The following is a 15,207-nucleotide window of genomic DNA, read 5'->3' on the forward strand; positions in this document are numbered from 1 at the left end:
GCTCGGCGGTGCCTCCGGCACCGGAAACGACCAGCTGGGGCACAGAACGACGCGAGGCGGACACGGGTGGCGCGTGGGCGTGGTGCCGGCGGGGCGCGGTTAGGGGCGAGGGAGGTCTGGGGTTGGGTCGTCGTAGATGGGGGGACCACCGTGGGTCCAGGGCGTCTCGGTCGGGTCGGGCAGGGACCCGCTCCGACGGAACTCCTCGGACAGCGTGGTCAGGATCAGCTGTTCGCCCACGGACGGGACCGTCCCCGGTTCCGGCGTCAGCTTGCGCCCCATCCCCCCGGAAAGTTCCAGCAGCACGTCGGACTCCCCCGAGTCGAGCCGGGCCACCGAGATCACCCGGGCCTTCTGGGCCGGCCGCGACGGCGAGGTCAGGGACGTCCCGGCCTCGACCCGCACGGCTTCGGCCGTCCGGACCATGATGCGCGGGCGCAGGACCGGCCGTTTGCCGGTGTCGTCGACCCGGTCCGGGGCGGCCAGGGTGACGGTTCCGGCGAAGGCGGCGCCGGCCAGGCGGTATTCGGCCAGGACGAGCGGGTCGTCGAAGGCGCGCTGCACCGCGTACCGGGAGGCCGCCGTTTCGAGTCGTTGCAGGCGGGCCGCGGCGGCGACGGCGCCGTCCCGGCGGGGCTGGGGTGCGCCGCCTTCGGCGACGTGCTGGGTGAACGCCGTGTACGCGTCCCGGTCGGCGTCCCACCGCTGCCGCACCCGTTCGCCGGCCGGGAGCCGGCGCAGCAGGTCGTGGACCCGCCACATCCGTTCCCAGGTGGGCCACATGAGTTCGCGCAGCACCCCGGGCAGTTCGGGTGCGGATCGTTCGATGAGCGGGGCCAGCACCCGGTTGTCGAAGTCGGGGTCGGTCGCCGGTCCGGCCACCGGCCCGTTCTCCACGGCCCGGGCCGCCGCGAAGCCGTCCTCGATCCAGGCCAGCAGGACACCGAGTTGCGCGTCCTCGGCGCTGCTCTGCCCGGTCACCCAGTGCAGCCCGAGCGCCTGTACGGCGTTGAGCAGCAGCGACGACCCGGGCACTTCGGCACTGTTGGCGAAGAACGTGAGCCAGCGCCCCAGCATCGGCACGGATGCGGGCACCGGGTGTTCGCCGTCGACCGTGCGGAACCGGGTGGATCGGCCGAACAGGCGCAGGAAGTCGACGCCGCCCGGGTTCGGCACCCAGATCTGCGGGGCGTCGAGATAGCGGGTGCGCACGTCCTTGCCCCGGTCGATCGGGACGTCCTCGGTGCCGTCGGCGAACATGTCGACGTACGCGATGATGATTTGCCCCAGTCGATCGGCGAACCGGAATCGTTCGTCGCGGTCGCGCGGCTGGGTGACGACGAGCAGTTCGGGTTCGGCCGGGTCGGTGCCGACCATCGCGGCCAGCGGCGCGTTGGCCTCGCCGGCCATCGCGAGCGGCACGAGCACCAGCGGATGGTCATGAACGTGCAGGTGGCGGACGGTGGCGATGGGTTGTGCCCGCCCGGCCGCGACGGCCTGCGCCCGGGCCAGGGCGGTGAGAGTGCTCACGGGAGGGCCTCCGACCTCAGGCGGAGCGCCTGCCGCAGCAGTGCCGCGGCCTCCTCCTGATCCGGAGTCGGCGGGCGGGTCCCGGCGGCGAGTTCGAGCACCTCGCCCACGCTGTCGATCCCGCCCAGCGCTTCCCGCACCGGGCGGCCGAGCGCCCCGGTCGTCCCGCTCGCCTCGTTCCGGCAGAACATCGACAGCTCGCAGGTCGAGAGGCATTCGGGCGCGTATCGCGGGGTCACGTGCCCGAGCGCCACCGCGATCTCGTCGGCCGGCCGGTTCAGGTCGAAGGTCAGCCCGGCCGGTAGCGCGTCGATGATCTCGCCGACCGAGGCCAGCCGGGACAGCTGCCGGCGCAGGGTGGAGAGCTGTTTGCGCACGTCGAGGCGGACCGCGACCGGGCGCATGGCGAAGTTCTCCGGGCAGACCAGCACGACCTCGTGGTCGACCAGCAGCGGGTCCAGGCCGAGGCGTTCGAGCAGTTGACGCAGCGCCAGCACGTACGTCGCGGCCTGGATCGCCGCCGCGGAGACTTTCGCGCTGTCGGCCTGCCCGTCCACGATCGCGAACGACTTGATCTCGACGACCTGCAGGCGGCCCTGATGCGCGTAGGCCACCAGGTCGGGTTCGAGGTAGACGGTCTGCCCGGCCACTTCGAGGGTCAGCAGCGGGTGGTCGATCAAAGCCGACTCCGCCGCCCCCAGAAGCGACGTCGTGCGAGCATGCCGGTCACCCAGCGTGTCGTCCGAGTCCGCTCCCAGATCCTGATACGGCAACGACGCGGAGGCGTCGAGCACCGACCGCAGCAGTGCGCAGTCGTCGGCCTTGAGCATCGCCTCGAACGCGTTGCCCCGGGACAGCGCGAACCGGGACTGGCCGAAGCTGCCCGGGAAGCCGACCGCCTCGGCGAGCTTCAGCTTGTCGACGCCGGCCGCGTCCAGCACGGCACGCCGGTTGCAGCCGGGGTTGCCGGTCAGAGCGGCGATCGTGCGCGCGTTGTGCCGCTTGGCCTTGCCTGAGCCGCGCAGCTCGTCAAGCCGGGTCATCCGCGCCCTTCTTGATCGACAAATGCAGGGGAATTCTACGGGACGGCGGCAATCTCGCCGCGTTTCACCCGCGAGAGGTGAATAAAACGCACATATCAGTCACAAATCCGGCGGCGCGCTAGGTTCGGGGCATGCCGAAGGCCATCTGGAACGACGAAGTGATCGCGGAGAGCGACGACACCGTGGTGCTTGAGGGGAATTACTACTTCCCCCGCGCCTCGGTGCGTGCGGACGTGCTCATCCCCTCCGACACGCACACCGTCTGCCCGTGGAAGGGCAAGGCGTCCTACTACTCGCTGCGTGCCGAGGGGCAGACCGCGGCCGACGCCGCCTGGTACTACCCGGACCCGAAACCGGACGCCTCGGCGGTCCGGGACCGGGTCGCGTTCCGCAAAGACGTGACCGTGGAAATCTGAGAACCCGCAGCGGAGGCCCGCTCACGCGATGCGCGGGTGGGCCTCCTCGATCGCGGTCACCTCGAGGTAGTCCAGCATGTCCCGCTGCTCCTCGGGATCCAGCGCCCGGAAGGCCGCGTAGGCCTCCTCCCGGGCGTTCTCCGTCTCGGCGGCCAGCAGCGCGATGATCGCCGACCAGGCCAGCGACACCCGGTCGAAGAGCCGCGCCCGCCGCAGCGACGTGAGCCGGGACAGCATCGCCACCTTGGCCACCGCGTCGTCGTCGGCGGTCAGACGGTCACACAGCTCGAAAAGCGCCCGCCCGCGATACGGATGCTCGGCCTCGACCATCCGCGCCAGCTCGGCGTTGCTCATCTGATCGGTCGGCGGGGCCGGCCCACGACGCGGCAGGCGGGGACTCGGCTCAGCGTGCACGACTGTCCCGCCCGCTCTCGAAACCGTTGCCGGGCGCCTGATGCGGCAGCGACGGCACCGTGCTGAACGACGGGAACGGCGCCCGCGCCGGCATGACCGGGGCGGCCGCCTCCTCCGGCCCGGACGGGGCGGGGAAACGCTGCGTGAAACTGTCCAGCACCGCCCGGCCGGTCTCGGTCTCCGTCCCGACGGTCTCCTCGACCGCGTCGGCGACCCGGCCGGCCAGTGCCGACTGGGCCCGACGGATCGTCCGCAGGATCTCGGTCGCCAGGCCGGGCGCACCCAGGCCCAGGGACCGCTCGTCCAGCTCCAGCTCCGTCACGTTCCCGGAACTCGCCACGGTGACCAGCACCGCACCGTCCGCACCGGCGGCCGACGCGCGCAGCGTCGCCACCCGATCGGCCAGCGCGGCGGCCGCACCTCCCGAGAGGGATGCGCCGTTTCCGGCACCCTGCTCTCCACCCAGCACGATTTCGCCCTCCGTTACCGACTTACGGTGGTGATGTCCCATGAGATCACGACCACGCCATCCCCGCGAGCACCCACGGTAGCGACTCCCGGCGCTCACTCGACCCGGCGACCGCCGTAACCTTCAAGCAACGTATCGACCGCCACGATCGAGGAGGTGCCGTGGAGACCGGTCAGCCGGACGACGGACCCACGCCCGAGTGGCGGTCCGCGATGATCGACGTCTCCGAGTCCACCCTCGCCGAGCTGGTCACTCGCGACGACTCCGTCCTGGACCGCTGCCTGCGCCGCCTCGCCGGTGACCTGGGCGGGCCGAGCGAGCAGATCGCCGGCTTCAACTCCGCGCTCTGACCGGGCCCGCGGTGCATCCGTTCCGGCTCGCCGACCCCGATCTCGTCGCTCTCGGCGCCGGGCGACCCGCTCCGGAAACCCTCGGCCTGCTGCGCCGGGCGCAGCTCAGCCGCCATCTCCTTCTCCTCCGGGAGATCCGCCTCAAGACCGATCAAGATCCGATTTGGTACGGCGTTCTGCACGCGATGCCGGTCGAGGAGTCCCGCACCCGGATCGCCGACCCGATGACCGGCCTCTGGGCCGCCCAGGCCCTGTCCGCACTCCGCGCCGCGGCGCCGCCCGCCCCGGGCTCCGTCCCCGGCCCGGCCCCGACCACCCCCGCCCCGGGCCCGTCCCCGGCCACCCCCGCCGCGGGCTCCGTCGCCGGCCTGTCCCCGGCCACCCCCGGCCCGGCGATCGCGCTGGGTGAGCTGCCCGAGCCGGCCGGCCATGTGCTCTCCGTGACGCACGCCGGCCGGACGCTGACCGTGCGACTGGATGATCGCGGCCCGCTGCGGCACCTGCTCGGGCTGGCGCCGACCGGCCCCCTCGACCCGGCCGGGGTGGCCCACTGGCGGACCTGTCTCGACGAGGCCTGGCGGATTCTGATCACCCGGCATCCCGGCGCGGCCGACATCGTCGAAGGGGTGCTGCGCGTGATCGTTCCGGCGCGGCCGGATCCCCGGGCCGAGGGGGTGAGCGCGACGTCGGCGATCGCGTTCGGGGCGGTCGCGATGTCGGCCCCGGTGACCGGCACCGGCCTGGCCGTGGCGCTGCTGCACGAGACCCAGCACAGCGTCCTGAACGCGGTGCACGGCCTGTTCGAGCTGGTCGGCCCGGGGAGCGAACTCGGGTATTCGCCGTGGCGCGAGGACCCGCGGCCGGCGTTCGGGACCCTGCACGGCGTCTACGCGTTCCTCGCCGTGACCCGCTTCTGGCGCACCGAACGGTCCGCCCGCACACCGCATCCGCTCAGCGCCCCGGCGCATCCGCTCAGCGCCCCGGCGCACCTGCCCGGCGCCCAGGCCGAAACCACGCGCCGAGACGAGCGCGCGACACGCACCGAAGGCGCACAGCGCACGCGAGGCGGGAAAAACACGGGAGGCGGCAGCGAGGCGGAGTTCGAGTTCGCACGCTGGCGGGCCGCGGTGCACGAGACCGCCGGACAACTGCTGGCCGGCGGGGAGCTGACCGCGGCCGGCGTCCGGCTGGTCGGCGCCCTGCGGGACGAGGTCGAACCCTGGCTCGACGAGCCGGTCGACCCCGAGGTCGAGCGGCTCGCGGACCTCGCCCGGGCCGACCACTACGCGCGGTGGCGGCTGCGGAATCTCACGGTCTCCCCGGAGGACGCGCGGGCGCTGGCCGAGGCCTGGCGCGCGGGACGGGCCGCACCGGCGGTCGAGTCCACGGTGTCCGGCGGCGAGCGGGTCATCGAGTCCAGTCCCCGGTTGCAGCTGATCCGGGCCCGGCTGCGCGGCGACGAGATCCACGCGACCGAAGCGCCGAGCGACGCCGGAGATGTGGCCTGTGTGCTCGGCGATGCGGACGCGGCGCTCACCTCGTACCAAATCGGGGTGGTGAATGACCAGGATGCGGCCTGGAGCGGACTCGCCCTGGTCTCCCCGCACCCAGCCCTGCGCCGCAGGCCGGAACTGGTCCGCGCCGCCGCGCTGGCCGCCCCCGAAGCGGACCTCGCGGAAATCGCCGCCTGGCTGTCCAGCGCCGACGAACGCTGAGCCGACGCAAGACGCCGACGCAAGACGCGGAAATAAGACGCCGACGCGAGCCGCGGACGCAAGACGCAGACGCAGGACGCGGACGCGAGCCGGGGAAGGGCGCGGAAACCGCAGCTGCACGTGCAGCGGAAAGCGCGTCCGCGAAAACCGACCGCCCCCCGGTTGCAATACGGTTGACCTGCGGTTTTGTGCCAGGTAGCGAACCACGAAAGCGCCCCGGATGACTTAACCCACCCGCCCCCGGACCGATGTGAGCGACCGGAGGTGGATCGTGGCTCGCAAAGCTCTGTTGGACCGGATGCGTCGTGCCGTCGACGACGGTGTAGTTCTGGCTTCGCTGGTACTGCTGGTCTGGCCGGCAGCCGACGCTACGGACGTGACCCTCACGTCCCGGCTCGTGCCGCTGGCCGCGGCTCTCTGTCTCGGCCTGGCCATGCTGCTGGTGGCGCCGGAACGTCCGGTGCTGCGGTTCGCGCCGACCGCGGCCGCGCTGGCGGTGAGCGGCATCCGGCAGGCTCAGGGTGAGCTCGCCTCGGGCGCGGTCTGGCTGCTGCTCGGGATGGCGCTGGCCGTGCTGGTCCGTCGCTGGCTCGGCGCCGGCACGGACAAGGCGCTGCTGCACGAGATGACCACGCAGCGGGCCATGCTGGCCCGGCAGGCGTACCGGGACCCGCTGACCGGGGTCGGCAACCGCAAGATGTTCCTGGAGCGGGCCGATCACGAGCTGGCCGAGGCGAGCCGGACGATGACCGCGGTGATCGTGGTCGACCTGGACGGTTTCCGCGAGCTGAACGACGAGTTCGGCCACGAGGTCGGCGACGACCTGCTGCGGGCCGCGGCCGATCGGCTGGCCGCCAACGTGCGCGCCAACGACGTGGTGGCCCGGCTCGACGGCGACGAGTTCGTGGTGCTGCTGCCCGGCCTGGAGGACGAGCAGGCCGCGGTCGCGGTGGCCGAGCGGGTGCTGACCGAGCTGCACCGGCCGCTGGAGGTGGGCGGTCTCAAGATGACGGTCCGGGCCAGCGCCGGGGTCGCGATCACGGCCGGCGGCGAGGGCATCGATCACGTGCTGCGCGAAGCCGACCAGGCCCTGCACCGCGCGAAGCTGGACGGTGGCGGTGCCGCCCGGCGCTTCGACCCGGAGCTGTTCGCCCTGGAGGAGCAGCGCCGCAAGGCCGAGGGCGACATCATCCGCGCTCTCGACCTGGGCGAGTTCGAGGTGCACTACCAGCCGATCGTCGACCTGCAGGGCGAGCAGACGGTCGGGGTCGAGGCGCTGATCCGCTGGCAGCACCCGGAGAAGGGCCTGGTCCCGCCCGGCCTGTTCCTGGAGCTGGCCGAGCAGCTCGGGCTGCTCCCCCGGCTCGGCGGCTGGGTGCTGGAGGAGGCCTGCCGGCAGGCGGTCAAGTGGCAGCACCAGTTCCCCGGCTTCGAGATGAACGTGAACCTGTCGGCCTCCCAGCTGAGCAACCCGAACCTGGTCGCCGAGGTCCGCTCGGTGCTGGAGCGGACCGGTCTGGAGCCGGAGCACCTGGTGCTGGAGCTGACCGAGTCGGTCGCGCTGGTCGACCTGGAGGAGTCGGCCCGCATCCTCAGCGAGCTGAAGGACCTGGGTGTGCGGATCGCGCTGGACGACTTCGGCACCGGGTTCTCCTCGCTCAGTCACCTGAGCGCGCTGCCGGTGGACGTCGTCAAGATCGACCGGTCGTTCGTGCAGGCCATGCCCGAGAGCGGGGGCGCGTCGGTGGCCGAGGCGGTGCTGCACATCGCCCGGACGTTCAACCTGGCGCCGGTGGCCGAGGGCGTGGAGGACGCGGCCCAGGCCGAGTGGCTGCGCGAACTGGCGTGCAGCCGGGCCCAGGGCTACCACTTCGCCCGCCCGATGCCCGCCCTGGGCGTCACCGAACTGCTCGACAAGCAGAACGATGACAAGGAAATCCCGCTCGCCTCCTGACACACCTCAACGAGACCTGCTCCAACTCCAGCCCGCGCATTTTGCCCGCCGAGCGGAGCGAGGCCAGGTTAGAGGGGCGGCAGGTCGATGTCGGTCTCCAACCTCTGTGCGGCGGCGGTCATCCGGAACACCGGGTGGCCGTCGCCGTACGCCTTGGCCAGCGCCCCCAGCGCCTGCTGCTGCGCTGCCTCGTCCTGATCGGCCAGCGCCAGGTTCCACGCGCAGGCCACCGTGTCCGGGTGGTCGGCCCCGCGCACCACCCGGGACCGCCGCAGCGTGTCGGCCGCCAGTTCGCGTGCGGGCTGGCCCTCGCCGGCCGCGAACAGGTCCGCGGCCAGCCCGTTGGCGCAGCTCAGGGTGAACGGGTGATCGGCGCCGACGCTGCGCCGCAGCCCGCCCAGGACTTCTTCGTCGATGGTCCGCGCCTCGTGGAACCGTCCGGCCGCGCGGACCACCCCGGCCAGCCCGGCCGAGGCGGCCAGCGTGAACGGATGCTCGTCGCCGAGCACCGCGTGGAACCGGATCACGGCGCGTTCCAGCAGTTCGTGGGCGGCGGTCAGGTCGCCCGCGGCCCGGACGCAGTTGGCCAGCGACAGCGCCGTGGCCAGGGTGTCCACGTTCAGGTCGCCGAACCGCTGCCGGCACGCCTCCAGGTTGGCGGTGGCCAGGTCCCGGGCTTCGGCCTGGCCCAGCCGGTACGCCGCCATCGCGGTCAGCCGCGCGGCCCAGAGCGCGAACGGATGGTCCTCGGCGACCTGTTCGGCGTGCCCGGCCAGGGTCTCGGCGACACCGGTGTAGTCGCCGAGCCCGAACAGGTCGTAGGCGAGCGCGGCCCGCGACGACAGGGTTTCCGGGTGCCCGTCCACGAAGATCGCCTGCCGGTGCCGCAACGTCTGCTCGTCGAGGGCCCGGGCGCCCCGGAAGTCGCCGAGCAGCCGCAGGTCGATGGCGAGGTTGTTGGCGCAGCGCAGCGCGGTCGGGAAGCTCTCGCCGAACAGCCGCCGGTACCGCACCAGGTTGTCGGCGTCGAGCTGCCGGGCCTGCCCGAAGTGGCCCTGCATGCGCAGGTCCCCGCCGACGCTGTTGGCGGTGGCCAGGGTGGCCTCGTCGTCGGCGCCGAACACTTCGCGCTGGGTGCGCAGGGTCTGCAGGTTCAGGTTCCGCGCGTCGGCCGAGCGGCCCACCGCACGCATGGCGTTGGCCAGGTGGAACGAGGCGAGCAGGGTCTGTTCGGCCGATTCGCCGAGCGCGTCCTTCCAGCGGGCCACGGCCGCGCCGGCCAGTTCGCGGCTGGAGTCGTAGTCGCCGCGGGCGAAGTGGAACCGGATGCAGTTGATCACCAACTGGCGGACCTCCTCGGCGTCGCCGCCGAGCAGGTCGGAGTGGATCAGGTGCGGGGCCAGCTCGGCGTACCGGTACCAGCCGGCCGGGTTGTCCGGGTCGCCCGGGTCGGCCGCGGAGAGCATGCCGCGCACCAGGCGCAGCAGCTCGGCGTGCCGCTCGGAGCTGAGTTCCTGCCCGAACATGCCGCGGACCAGCGGGTGCACGGTGAGTCGCTCGCCCGACGGGTCGAGCCCGGCCAGCCCGAACCGGGCGATCCGCCGCATCGCCGCCCGCAGCCGGCGCTCGACCCGGACCGTGCGGGCCACCTCCGGTTCCAGCGGGAGCGTGCGGGCGGCCCAGAGCAGCTGCCAGGAGACCGGCGCGCTGGCCAGGAACGTGCAGAGTTCGAGCAGCACCCGGTCGGCCGGGGCGGCCTCGCCGAGCGCGTCGGCGGCCAGACCCCAGGTGACCCGGATCGGGGTGGGGAAGGCCAGTTCGGCGGCCCGGTGGTCGTACCGCTCCAGGTATTCCCCGACCGGCCAGCCGGTGGCTGTGCGCACGGCGGTGGCCAGGTCGAGCGCCATCGGCACGTCGCCGAGCCGGTCCGCGAGCCGGTCGGCGTCCTCGGGCGAGAGCTCGGGGGCGCGGGTGCGGAGCAGGTCGATCGCGTCGGCCCGGTCGAAGACGGGCACCGGCAGGGCCTGCGCCACCTCGGCCGTCCAGCGCGGGTTCCGGCTGGTCACGAGCACGTGGCCGGCGCCCGAGGGCAGGTACGGCATGATGTCCTCGGGCCGGTTGGCGTTCTCGAAGACGACGAGCCAGTGCCGGTACGGTTCGCCGCGGCTCAGCGCGTCCCGGACAGCACCGAGCGTGCGGTTGAGGTCCCGCGCCTCGGGCAGCCCGAGTTTCTGGGCGAGACCGGCCAGGGCCGCGCGCATGCCCGCGTTCTGCTCGGCCGGGATCCACCACACCAGGTCGTAGGCGTCGGCGTGGCGGTAAGCATATTCCACCGCCAACTGGGTACGTCCTGTCCCGCCGAGTTGATGGTCCGGGCTCGGCAGCAGCACCACGGGACCGTTGCCGAGCAGGCCACGCACGCGGGACAGTAACTCTTCACGGCCCACGAAGCGGGGATTGCGCGGCGGCAGACCGCCACGGATCGGCACACCGTGCTCCTCACGTGTTGGTGATGCCGATTACCGTACGTGGAACCCCCGCCACAGCAAAGCGGGCACCGGCCCGGCGAGACGGAAGGCCCCCCGTGATCGAAGAAGTGACGAGCCTGGATGCGGACGGCACCCTCACCACCGTCTCCCTGCGCGGCGAGATCGATGTTCTCACTGTCGAGCAGGTCCGCGTCGCGCTGGGCGAGGCGGTCGCCGGCCGTCCACGGCAGATCGTGGTCGACATGCACGACGTCGCTTTCATCGACTCGACCGGTCTGGGCGCGCTCATCTCCGGCTTCCAGCGGGCCCGTGACCAGGCGATCGCCTTCCGGCTGGCTCGCCCGAGCAGCAACGTCCGCCAGATCCTGATGCTCAGCGGCCTCATGGAGGTCGTCGAGGTGACCCCATAAAACCACCCTGCCACGTCCGGGCCGCTTCGGCGCCTTCTCTCCCATTTCCCGTACGGCGATGAGCCGCCCGCCCGCAGCCTCTGTCGCAAGCTCCGCTCGACACCGGCCCCAGCCGCGACTCGCGCAGGGTCAGCTGGTGCTGAGGGCTGTCTCCGAGGGTCGGAGACAGCCCTGAGCACCAGCCGGAAGGCGGGGGCGCGGCTGGGCCCGGAGCTCGGCGCGGGTCGCGGCGGCGGGTGCGGGCGGGCGGCTCTATCGCCGTACGGGAAAGCGGATCTGGGGTTTGGTCAGGCTTTTGACGTGACCGCGAGACCGATGCCGGGGGCGATCGGCTTGAGGTGCTTGCCGGCGAAGAGCATCAGGCTGAGCAGGGACGCGAGGATGGCCAGGGCGCCGGCGCCGTACCAGGCCCAGGTGTAGGCGCCGAGTTGGTCACGGACCAGGCCGGCGGCGGTGGCGGCGATCGCGGCGCCGAACTGGTGGGAGGCGAAGACCCAGCCGAAGACGACCGGGCCGGCGGCCCCGAAATACTCCCGGCAGAGGGTGACCGTGGGCGGCACGGTGGCCACCCAGTCCAGGCCGTAGAAGAGGATGAAGACCAGCATGCTCGGGTGCGCGGTGGCGGCCAGGATGGACGGCAGGATCAGCAGCGACAGGCCGCGCAGGGCGTAGTAACCGCCGAGCAGGATCCGGCTGTCGACCCGGTCGGTGAGCCAGCCGGAGGCGATCGTGCCGACGATGTCGAAGAGACCGACCAGGGCGAGCAGGCTCGCGGCGGTCGTGGTGGGCATGCCGTGGTCGTGGGCGGCCGGGATGAAGTGCGTGCCGACCAGCCCGTTGGTGGTCGCCCCGCAGATCGCGAACCCGCCCGCGAGCAGCCAGAACGCCCGCGTCTTGGCCGCGTCCCGCAGAGCGGTGAGGGCGGTCCGGGCGGCGTTGCCGGTCGGCTTGGCCGGCGGGTCGGTGACCCCGCCGAGCGCGGTCACGCCGAGATCCTGCGGGTGGTCGCGCAGCCGCCACAGGATCAGGGGCACGACCAGCAGCGCGACCGTGGTCACGGTGAGCGCCGCGGTGCGCCAGCCATGCGCCTCGGTGATCCGCGACAGCACCGGCAGGAAGATCAGGTTGCCGGTGGCGCCGCCGGCCGTGAGCACGCCGGTGACCAGGCCGCGGTGCTTGACGAACCACCGGCCGGTGATCGTGGCCACGAAGCCCAGCGCGAGCGAGCCGGTGCCCAGCCCGACCAGCACACCCCAGCAGAGCATCAGCTGCCAGCTGGAGTTCATCCAGATGGTCAGGCCGGAGCCGAGGGCGACCAGGCCGAGCGCGACGGCGGCGACCCGGCGGATGCCGAACTTGGCCATCAGCGCGGCCGCGAACGGCGCGGTCAGGCCGTAGAGCAGCAGGTTGACCGAGACGGCGGCGGAGATCGTGCCGAGCGACCAGCCGAACTCGTCGTGCAGCGGCTGGAGCATGACGGACGGGGTGGAGCGGAAGCCGGCCGCGCCGATCAGGGCGATGAACGCGACGGCGGCGACCGACCAGGCGGGGTGGAGGCGTGCTTTCACGTTCTGAATTCTCCGGGTCACCGCCCGTCCGGACGAGTGGCCGGGAGGCCATCATGCGCAAGAATTGGGCCATGCCCCATGTGCTCGCGGTTCTGGTCCTGGACGACGTCGTCGGTTTCGACCTGGGCGTGCCCCCGCAGGTGTTCCGGGCCGCTCGCCGCTCCGACACCGACCACCTCTACGACGTGCGGGTCTGCGGCCCGGGCCCGGTGCACAGCGCGGCCGGTTTCACCGTCGTGCCCGACCACGGCCTGGACACCCTGGCCGTGGCCGACACCGTGGTGATCCCCGGCATCCACGGCACCGGCCCGATGACCGACGGCACCCTCGACCCGGTCATCCGCGACGCGCTGCTCGCGGCCGCCGCGCGCGGCGCCCGGATGGTGTCGATCTGCACCGGGGCCTCGGTGCTGGCCGCGGCCGGTCTGCTCGACGGCCGTCCGGCGGCGAGCCACTGGGGGTGGGAGCCGCGCCTGCGCCGGCTCTACCCGGGCGTGAGCTGGGACTTCGACGTGCTCTTCGTCGACGACGGGAACGTGCTGACCTCGGCCGGGGTCGGCGCCGGGGTCGACCTCTGCCTGCACATCATCCGCTCCGACCACGGCTCCGAGGCGGCGAACCGGGCGGCCCGGCGCTGCGTGGTGCCGCCATGGCGGGACGGCGGCCAGGCGCAGTACATCGAGCGTCCGGTCCCGGCGGCCGCGGGCAGCGGTACCGAGCCGACCCGGGCCTGGGTGCTGGATCGGCTCAGCGAGCCGGTCACGCTGGAGGAGATGGCCGCGCACGCCCGGATGAGCGTGCGCACGTTCACCCGGCGCTTCCGCGACGAGACCGGCTCCAGCCCCCGGCAGTGGCTTCTGCGCCAGCGGGTCGAGCACGCCCGCCTGCTGCTGGAGTCGACCGACCTCGGGGTGGACGTGGTGGCCCGGCGGGCGGGGCTGGGCAGCGCCACCGCGCTGCGGCAGCACCTGCACGCCACGATCGGGGTCGCCCCCAGCGCCTACCGGCGGACGTTCCGCCACGCGTCCTAGCGGCTAAGTTTTGCGGCCCGATGTCCGATGGAGGGGTGTATAGCCGGTGCCGCCGCGGTTGAGGAATCCATGGACCAAACCTTCCGTCCGCTGCTCGATGCCCTGAAGCAGATCGGCGTCGACGCTCATGCGGTCGACGCGGCTGCCGAGGAGGCGTTGCGCAGCGGCCGCCCGGTGCGTGCGGTCCTGATCAACGACCAGGTGGTCACCGAGGAGCAGCTGACCCAGGCGGCCGCCGCCGCGTTCGGCATCAACACGCTCGACCTGGTCGGTTTCACGCCGGACCCGACCGCGCTCAAGCGCATCCCGCTGCCGGTGGTGCTGCGTCACCGGGTGCTCGGCCTGGCCATCAACGACGGCGAGCTGGTGGTCGGCGTGACCGACCCGGCCGACGTGGTGGCGCTGGACGACGTCCGGGCCGCGACCGGCATGACGGTCCGCCCGGTGGTGGTGGCCCGCAGCGAGGTCCGGCGGATCATCGAGAAGCTGCAGCGCGAGGACAGCGACCTCGGGGACCTGGCCGACGCCGTGGCCGAGTCGACCGGCATGTCGGCCCAGCAGACCAGCACCGAGGACGCGCCGATCGTCCGGTACGTGAACAGCCTGATCGAGCAGGCCGTCATGAACCGCGCGTCCGACCTGCATCTGGAGCCGACCGAGGACGACATGCGGGTGCGGTACCGGATCGACGGCGTGCTGCACGAGGTGGACATCGTGCCCAAGGGCGTGATGGCCGCGCTCACGTCCCGCATCAAGATCATGTCCGGGGTCGACATCACCGAGAAGCGGGTGCCGCAGAACGGCCGGATCACGGTGCTGATCCGGGACCGGACGGTCGACCTGCGTACCGCCACGCTGCCCACGGTGTGGGGCGAGAAGATCGTGCTCCGGGTCCTGGACACCGGCGGCATCGACCTGGACCTGCGCAAACTGGGGTTCACCGAGCACAACCTGAGCCGCTTCGAGGCGTCCTTCACCAAGCCGCACGGCATGGTCCTGGTCACCGGCCCGACCGGCTCGGGCAAGTCGACGACGCTTTACGCCACCCTGGGCCGGATCAGCAAGCCCGAGGTCAACGTGATCACCATCGAGGACCCGGTCGAGTACCGCCTGCGCGGCGTCAACCAGGTGCAGGTGAACGTGAAGGCCGGACTGACCTTCGCCGCCGTGCTGCCGGCCATCCTGCGTTCCGACCCGGACGTGGTGCTGATCGGTGAGATCCGGGACGGCACGACCGCGCAGATCGCCGTCGAGGCCGCGCTCACCGGTCACCTCCTGCTCTCGACCCTGCACACCAACGACGCGCCGGGCGCGGTCACCCGCCTCACCGAGATGGGCATCGAGCCGTTCCTGGTCGGCTCGTCGCTGGACTGCGTGCTGGCCCAGCGGCTGGCGCGGCGGCTGTGCGACTGGTGCAAGGAGGCGTACGCGCCGACCGAGGAGGAGGTCTACGCGGCCCGCTGGCCGATCGAGGACCTGCCCTTCCCGAACGCGCTCTACCGCCCGGTGGGCTGCCGCAACTGCGCCAACACCGGGTACAAGGGCCGGATCGCGCTGCACGAGGTGATGCCGATCAGCTCGGAGATCGAATCGCTGACCATCCGGCGGGCCCCGGCCGGCGAGATCCGGGAGGTGGCGGTCGCGCAGGGGATGTACGACCTGCGGGCGGACGGCCTGGCCAAGGCGTCGGGCGGATTGACCTCGGTCCGCGAGGTCTCCCGGGTCGCGGTCTGAGCGCACCCCGTCCGCAACTAAACCGGATTCCGGTCGTGCCGATTCAACAAACGTCGGGACATGAACGGAGAGGGCCGGAACAGC

The 15,207-nt window shown here is 72.4% G+C and carries 13 protein-coding genes; 7 read left to right on the forward strand and 6 right to left on the reverse strand.

The window, feature by feature from the left end:
• Positions 1-99 precede the first annotated feature (99 nt).
• Both ACSHV8_RS36135 and ACSHV8_RS36140 read right to left on the reverse strand, forming a co-directional pair.
• The gene (locus ACSHV8_RS36135; RefSeq protein ID WP_436523297.1) at positions 100-1,530 is read right to left on the reverse strand and encodes a hypothetical protein; all 1,431 of its coding nucleotides are present in this window, start codon (positions 1,528-1,530) and stop codon (positions 100-102) included.
• A complete protein-coding gene (locus ACSHV8_RS36140; RefSeq protein ID WP_436523299.1) occupies positions 1,527-2,573 on the reverse strand; it encodes a hypothetical protein in 1,047 nt (348 codons plus the stop codon). The genes ACSHV8_RS36135 and ACSHV8_RS36140 overlap by 4 nt, the downstream gene beginning before the upstream one ends.
• A 131-nt stretch (positions 2,574-2,704) precedes the next feature.
• Between ACSHV8_RS36140 and ACSHV8_RS36145 the strand changes: the two genes are divergently transcribed.
• Entirely contained in the window at positions 2,705-2,989 is a 285-nt protein-coding gene (locus ACSHV8_RS36145; RefSeq protein ID WP_436523301.1) for a DUF427 domain-containing protein, read from the forward strand.
• Between the two features lie 21 nt (positions 2,990-3,010).
• Here ACSHV8_RS36145 and ACSHV8_RS36150 read toward each other — a convergent pair whose 3' ends face one another.
• A complete protein-coding gene (locus ACSHV8_RS36150) occupies positions 3,011-3,343 on the reverse strand; it encodes a hypothetical protein (RefSeq protein ID WP_436523303.1) in 333 nt (110 codons plus the stop codon).
• Between the two features lie 49 nt (positions 3,344-3,392).
• On the reverse strand, positions 3,393-3,872 hold the full coding sequence (locus ACSHV8_RS36155; RefSeq protein WP_436523305.1) for a hypothetical protein: 480 nt from the start codon (positions 3,870-3,872) through the stop codon (positions 3,393-3,395).
• Positions 3,873-4,033: 161 nt separating this feature from the next.
• Here ACSHV8_RS36155 and fxsA point away from each other — a divergent pair, with 161 nt between their 5' ends.
• The 3 genes from fxsA (at position 4,034) to ACSHV8_RS36170 (ending at position 7,891) form a co-directional block, all read left to right on the forward strand.
• Positions 4,034-4,222, forward strand: a complete 189-nt coding sequence (gene fxsA, locus ACSHV8_RS36160; RefSeq protein ID WP_436523307.1) for an FxSxx-COOH cyclophane-containing RiPP peptide — start codon at positions 4,034-4,036, stop codon at positions 4,220-4,222.
• A gap of 11 nt (positions 4,223-4,233) precedes the next feature.
• Complete coding sequence (locus ACSHV8_RS36165) at positions 4,234-5,937, forward strand: aKG-HExxH-type peptide beta-hydroxylase (protein ID WP_436523309.1); 1,704 nt, start codon at positions 4,234-4,236, stop codon at positions 5,935-5,937.
• A gap of 271 nt (positions 5,938-6,208) precedes the next feature.
• Positions 6,209-7,891 (forward strand): putative bifunctional diguanylate cyclase/phosphodiesterase, encoded by a 1,683-nt coding sequence (locus ACSHV8_RS36170; protein ID WP_436523311.1) that lies wholly within the window; start codon positions 6,209-6,211, stop codon positions 7,889-7,891.
• Positions 7,892-7,959: 68 nt separating this feature from the next.
• Here ACSHV8_RS36170 and fxsT read toward each other — a convergent pair whose 3' ends face one another.
• Complete coding sequence (fxsT, locus tag ACSHV8_RS36175) at positions 7,960-10,380, reverse strand: FxSxx-COOH system tetratricopeptide repeat protein (protein ID WP_436523313.1); 2,421 nt, start codon at positions 10,378-10,380, stop codon at positions 7,960-7,962.
• A gap of 95 nt (positions 10,381-10,475) precedes the next feature.
• On the opposite strand from fxsT, the gene ACSHV8_RS36180 reads away from it, so the two are divergent.
• Positions 10,476-10,790: an STAS domain-containing protein gene (locus ACSHV8_RS36180; protein WP_436523315.1), complete on the forward strand. Its 315-nt coding sequence runs from the start codon at positions 10,476-10,478 to the stop codon at positions 10,788-10,790.
• 287 nt (positions 10,791-11,077) lie between these two features.
• Here the strand turns inward: ACSHV8_RS36180 and ACSHV8_RS36185 are convergent, their stop codons facing one another.
• Positions 11,078-12,358: an MFS transporter gene (locus ACSHV8_RS36185; RefSeq protein ID WP_436523317.1), complete on the reverse strand. Its 1,281-nt coding sequence runs from the start codon at positions 12,356-12,358 to the stop codon at positions 11,078-11,080.
• A gap of 53 nt (positions 12,359-12,411) precedes the next feature.
• Between ACSHV8_RS36185 and ACSHV8_RS36190 the strand changes: the two genes are divergently transcribed.
• Both ACSHV8_RS36190 and ACSHV8_RS36195 read left to right on the forward strand, forming a co-directional pair.
• Positions 12,412-13,389, forward strand: a complete 978-nt coding sequence (locus ACSHV8_RS36190) for a GlxA family transcriptional regulator (RefSeq protein ID WP_436523319.1) — start codon at positions 12,412-12,414, stop codon at positions 13,387-13,389.
• Positions 13,390-13,458: 69 nt separating this feature from the next.
• Positions 13,459-15,123 carry a GspE/PulE family protein gene (locus ACSHV8_RS36195; protein ID WP_436523321.1) on the forward strand — a complete coding sequence of 555 codons (1,665 nt, stop codon included), beginning with the start codon at positions 13,459-13,461 and terminating at the stop codon, positions 15,121-15,123.
• The last annotated feature ends 84 nt before the right edge of the window (positions 15,124-15,207 follow it).

It is taken from the genome of Actinoplanes sp. HUAS TT8, assembly GCF_051380535.1.
GTDB lineage: Bacteria > Actinomycetota > Actinomycetes > Mycobacteriales > Micromonosporaceae > Actinoplanes.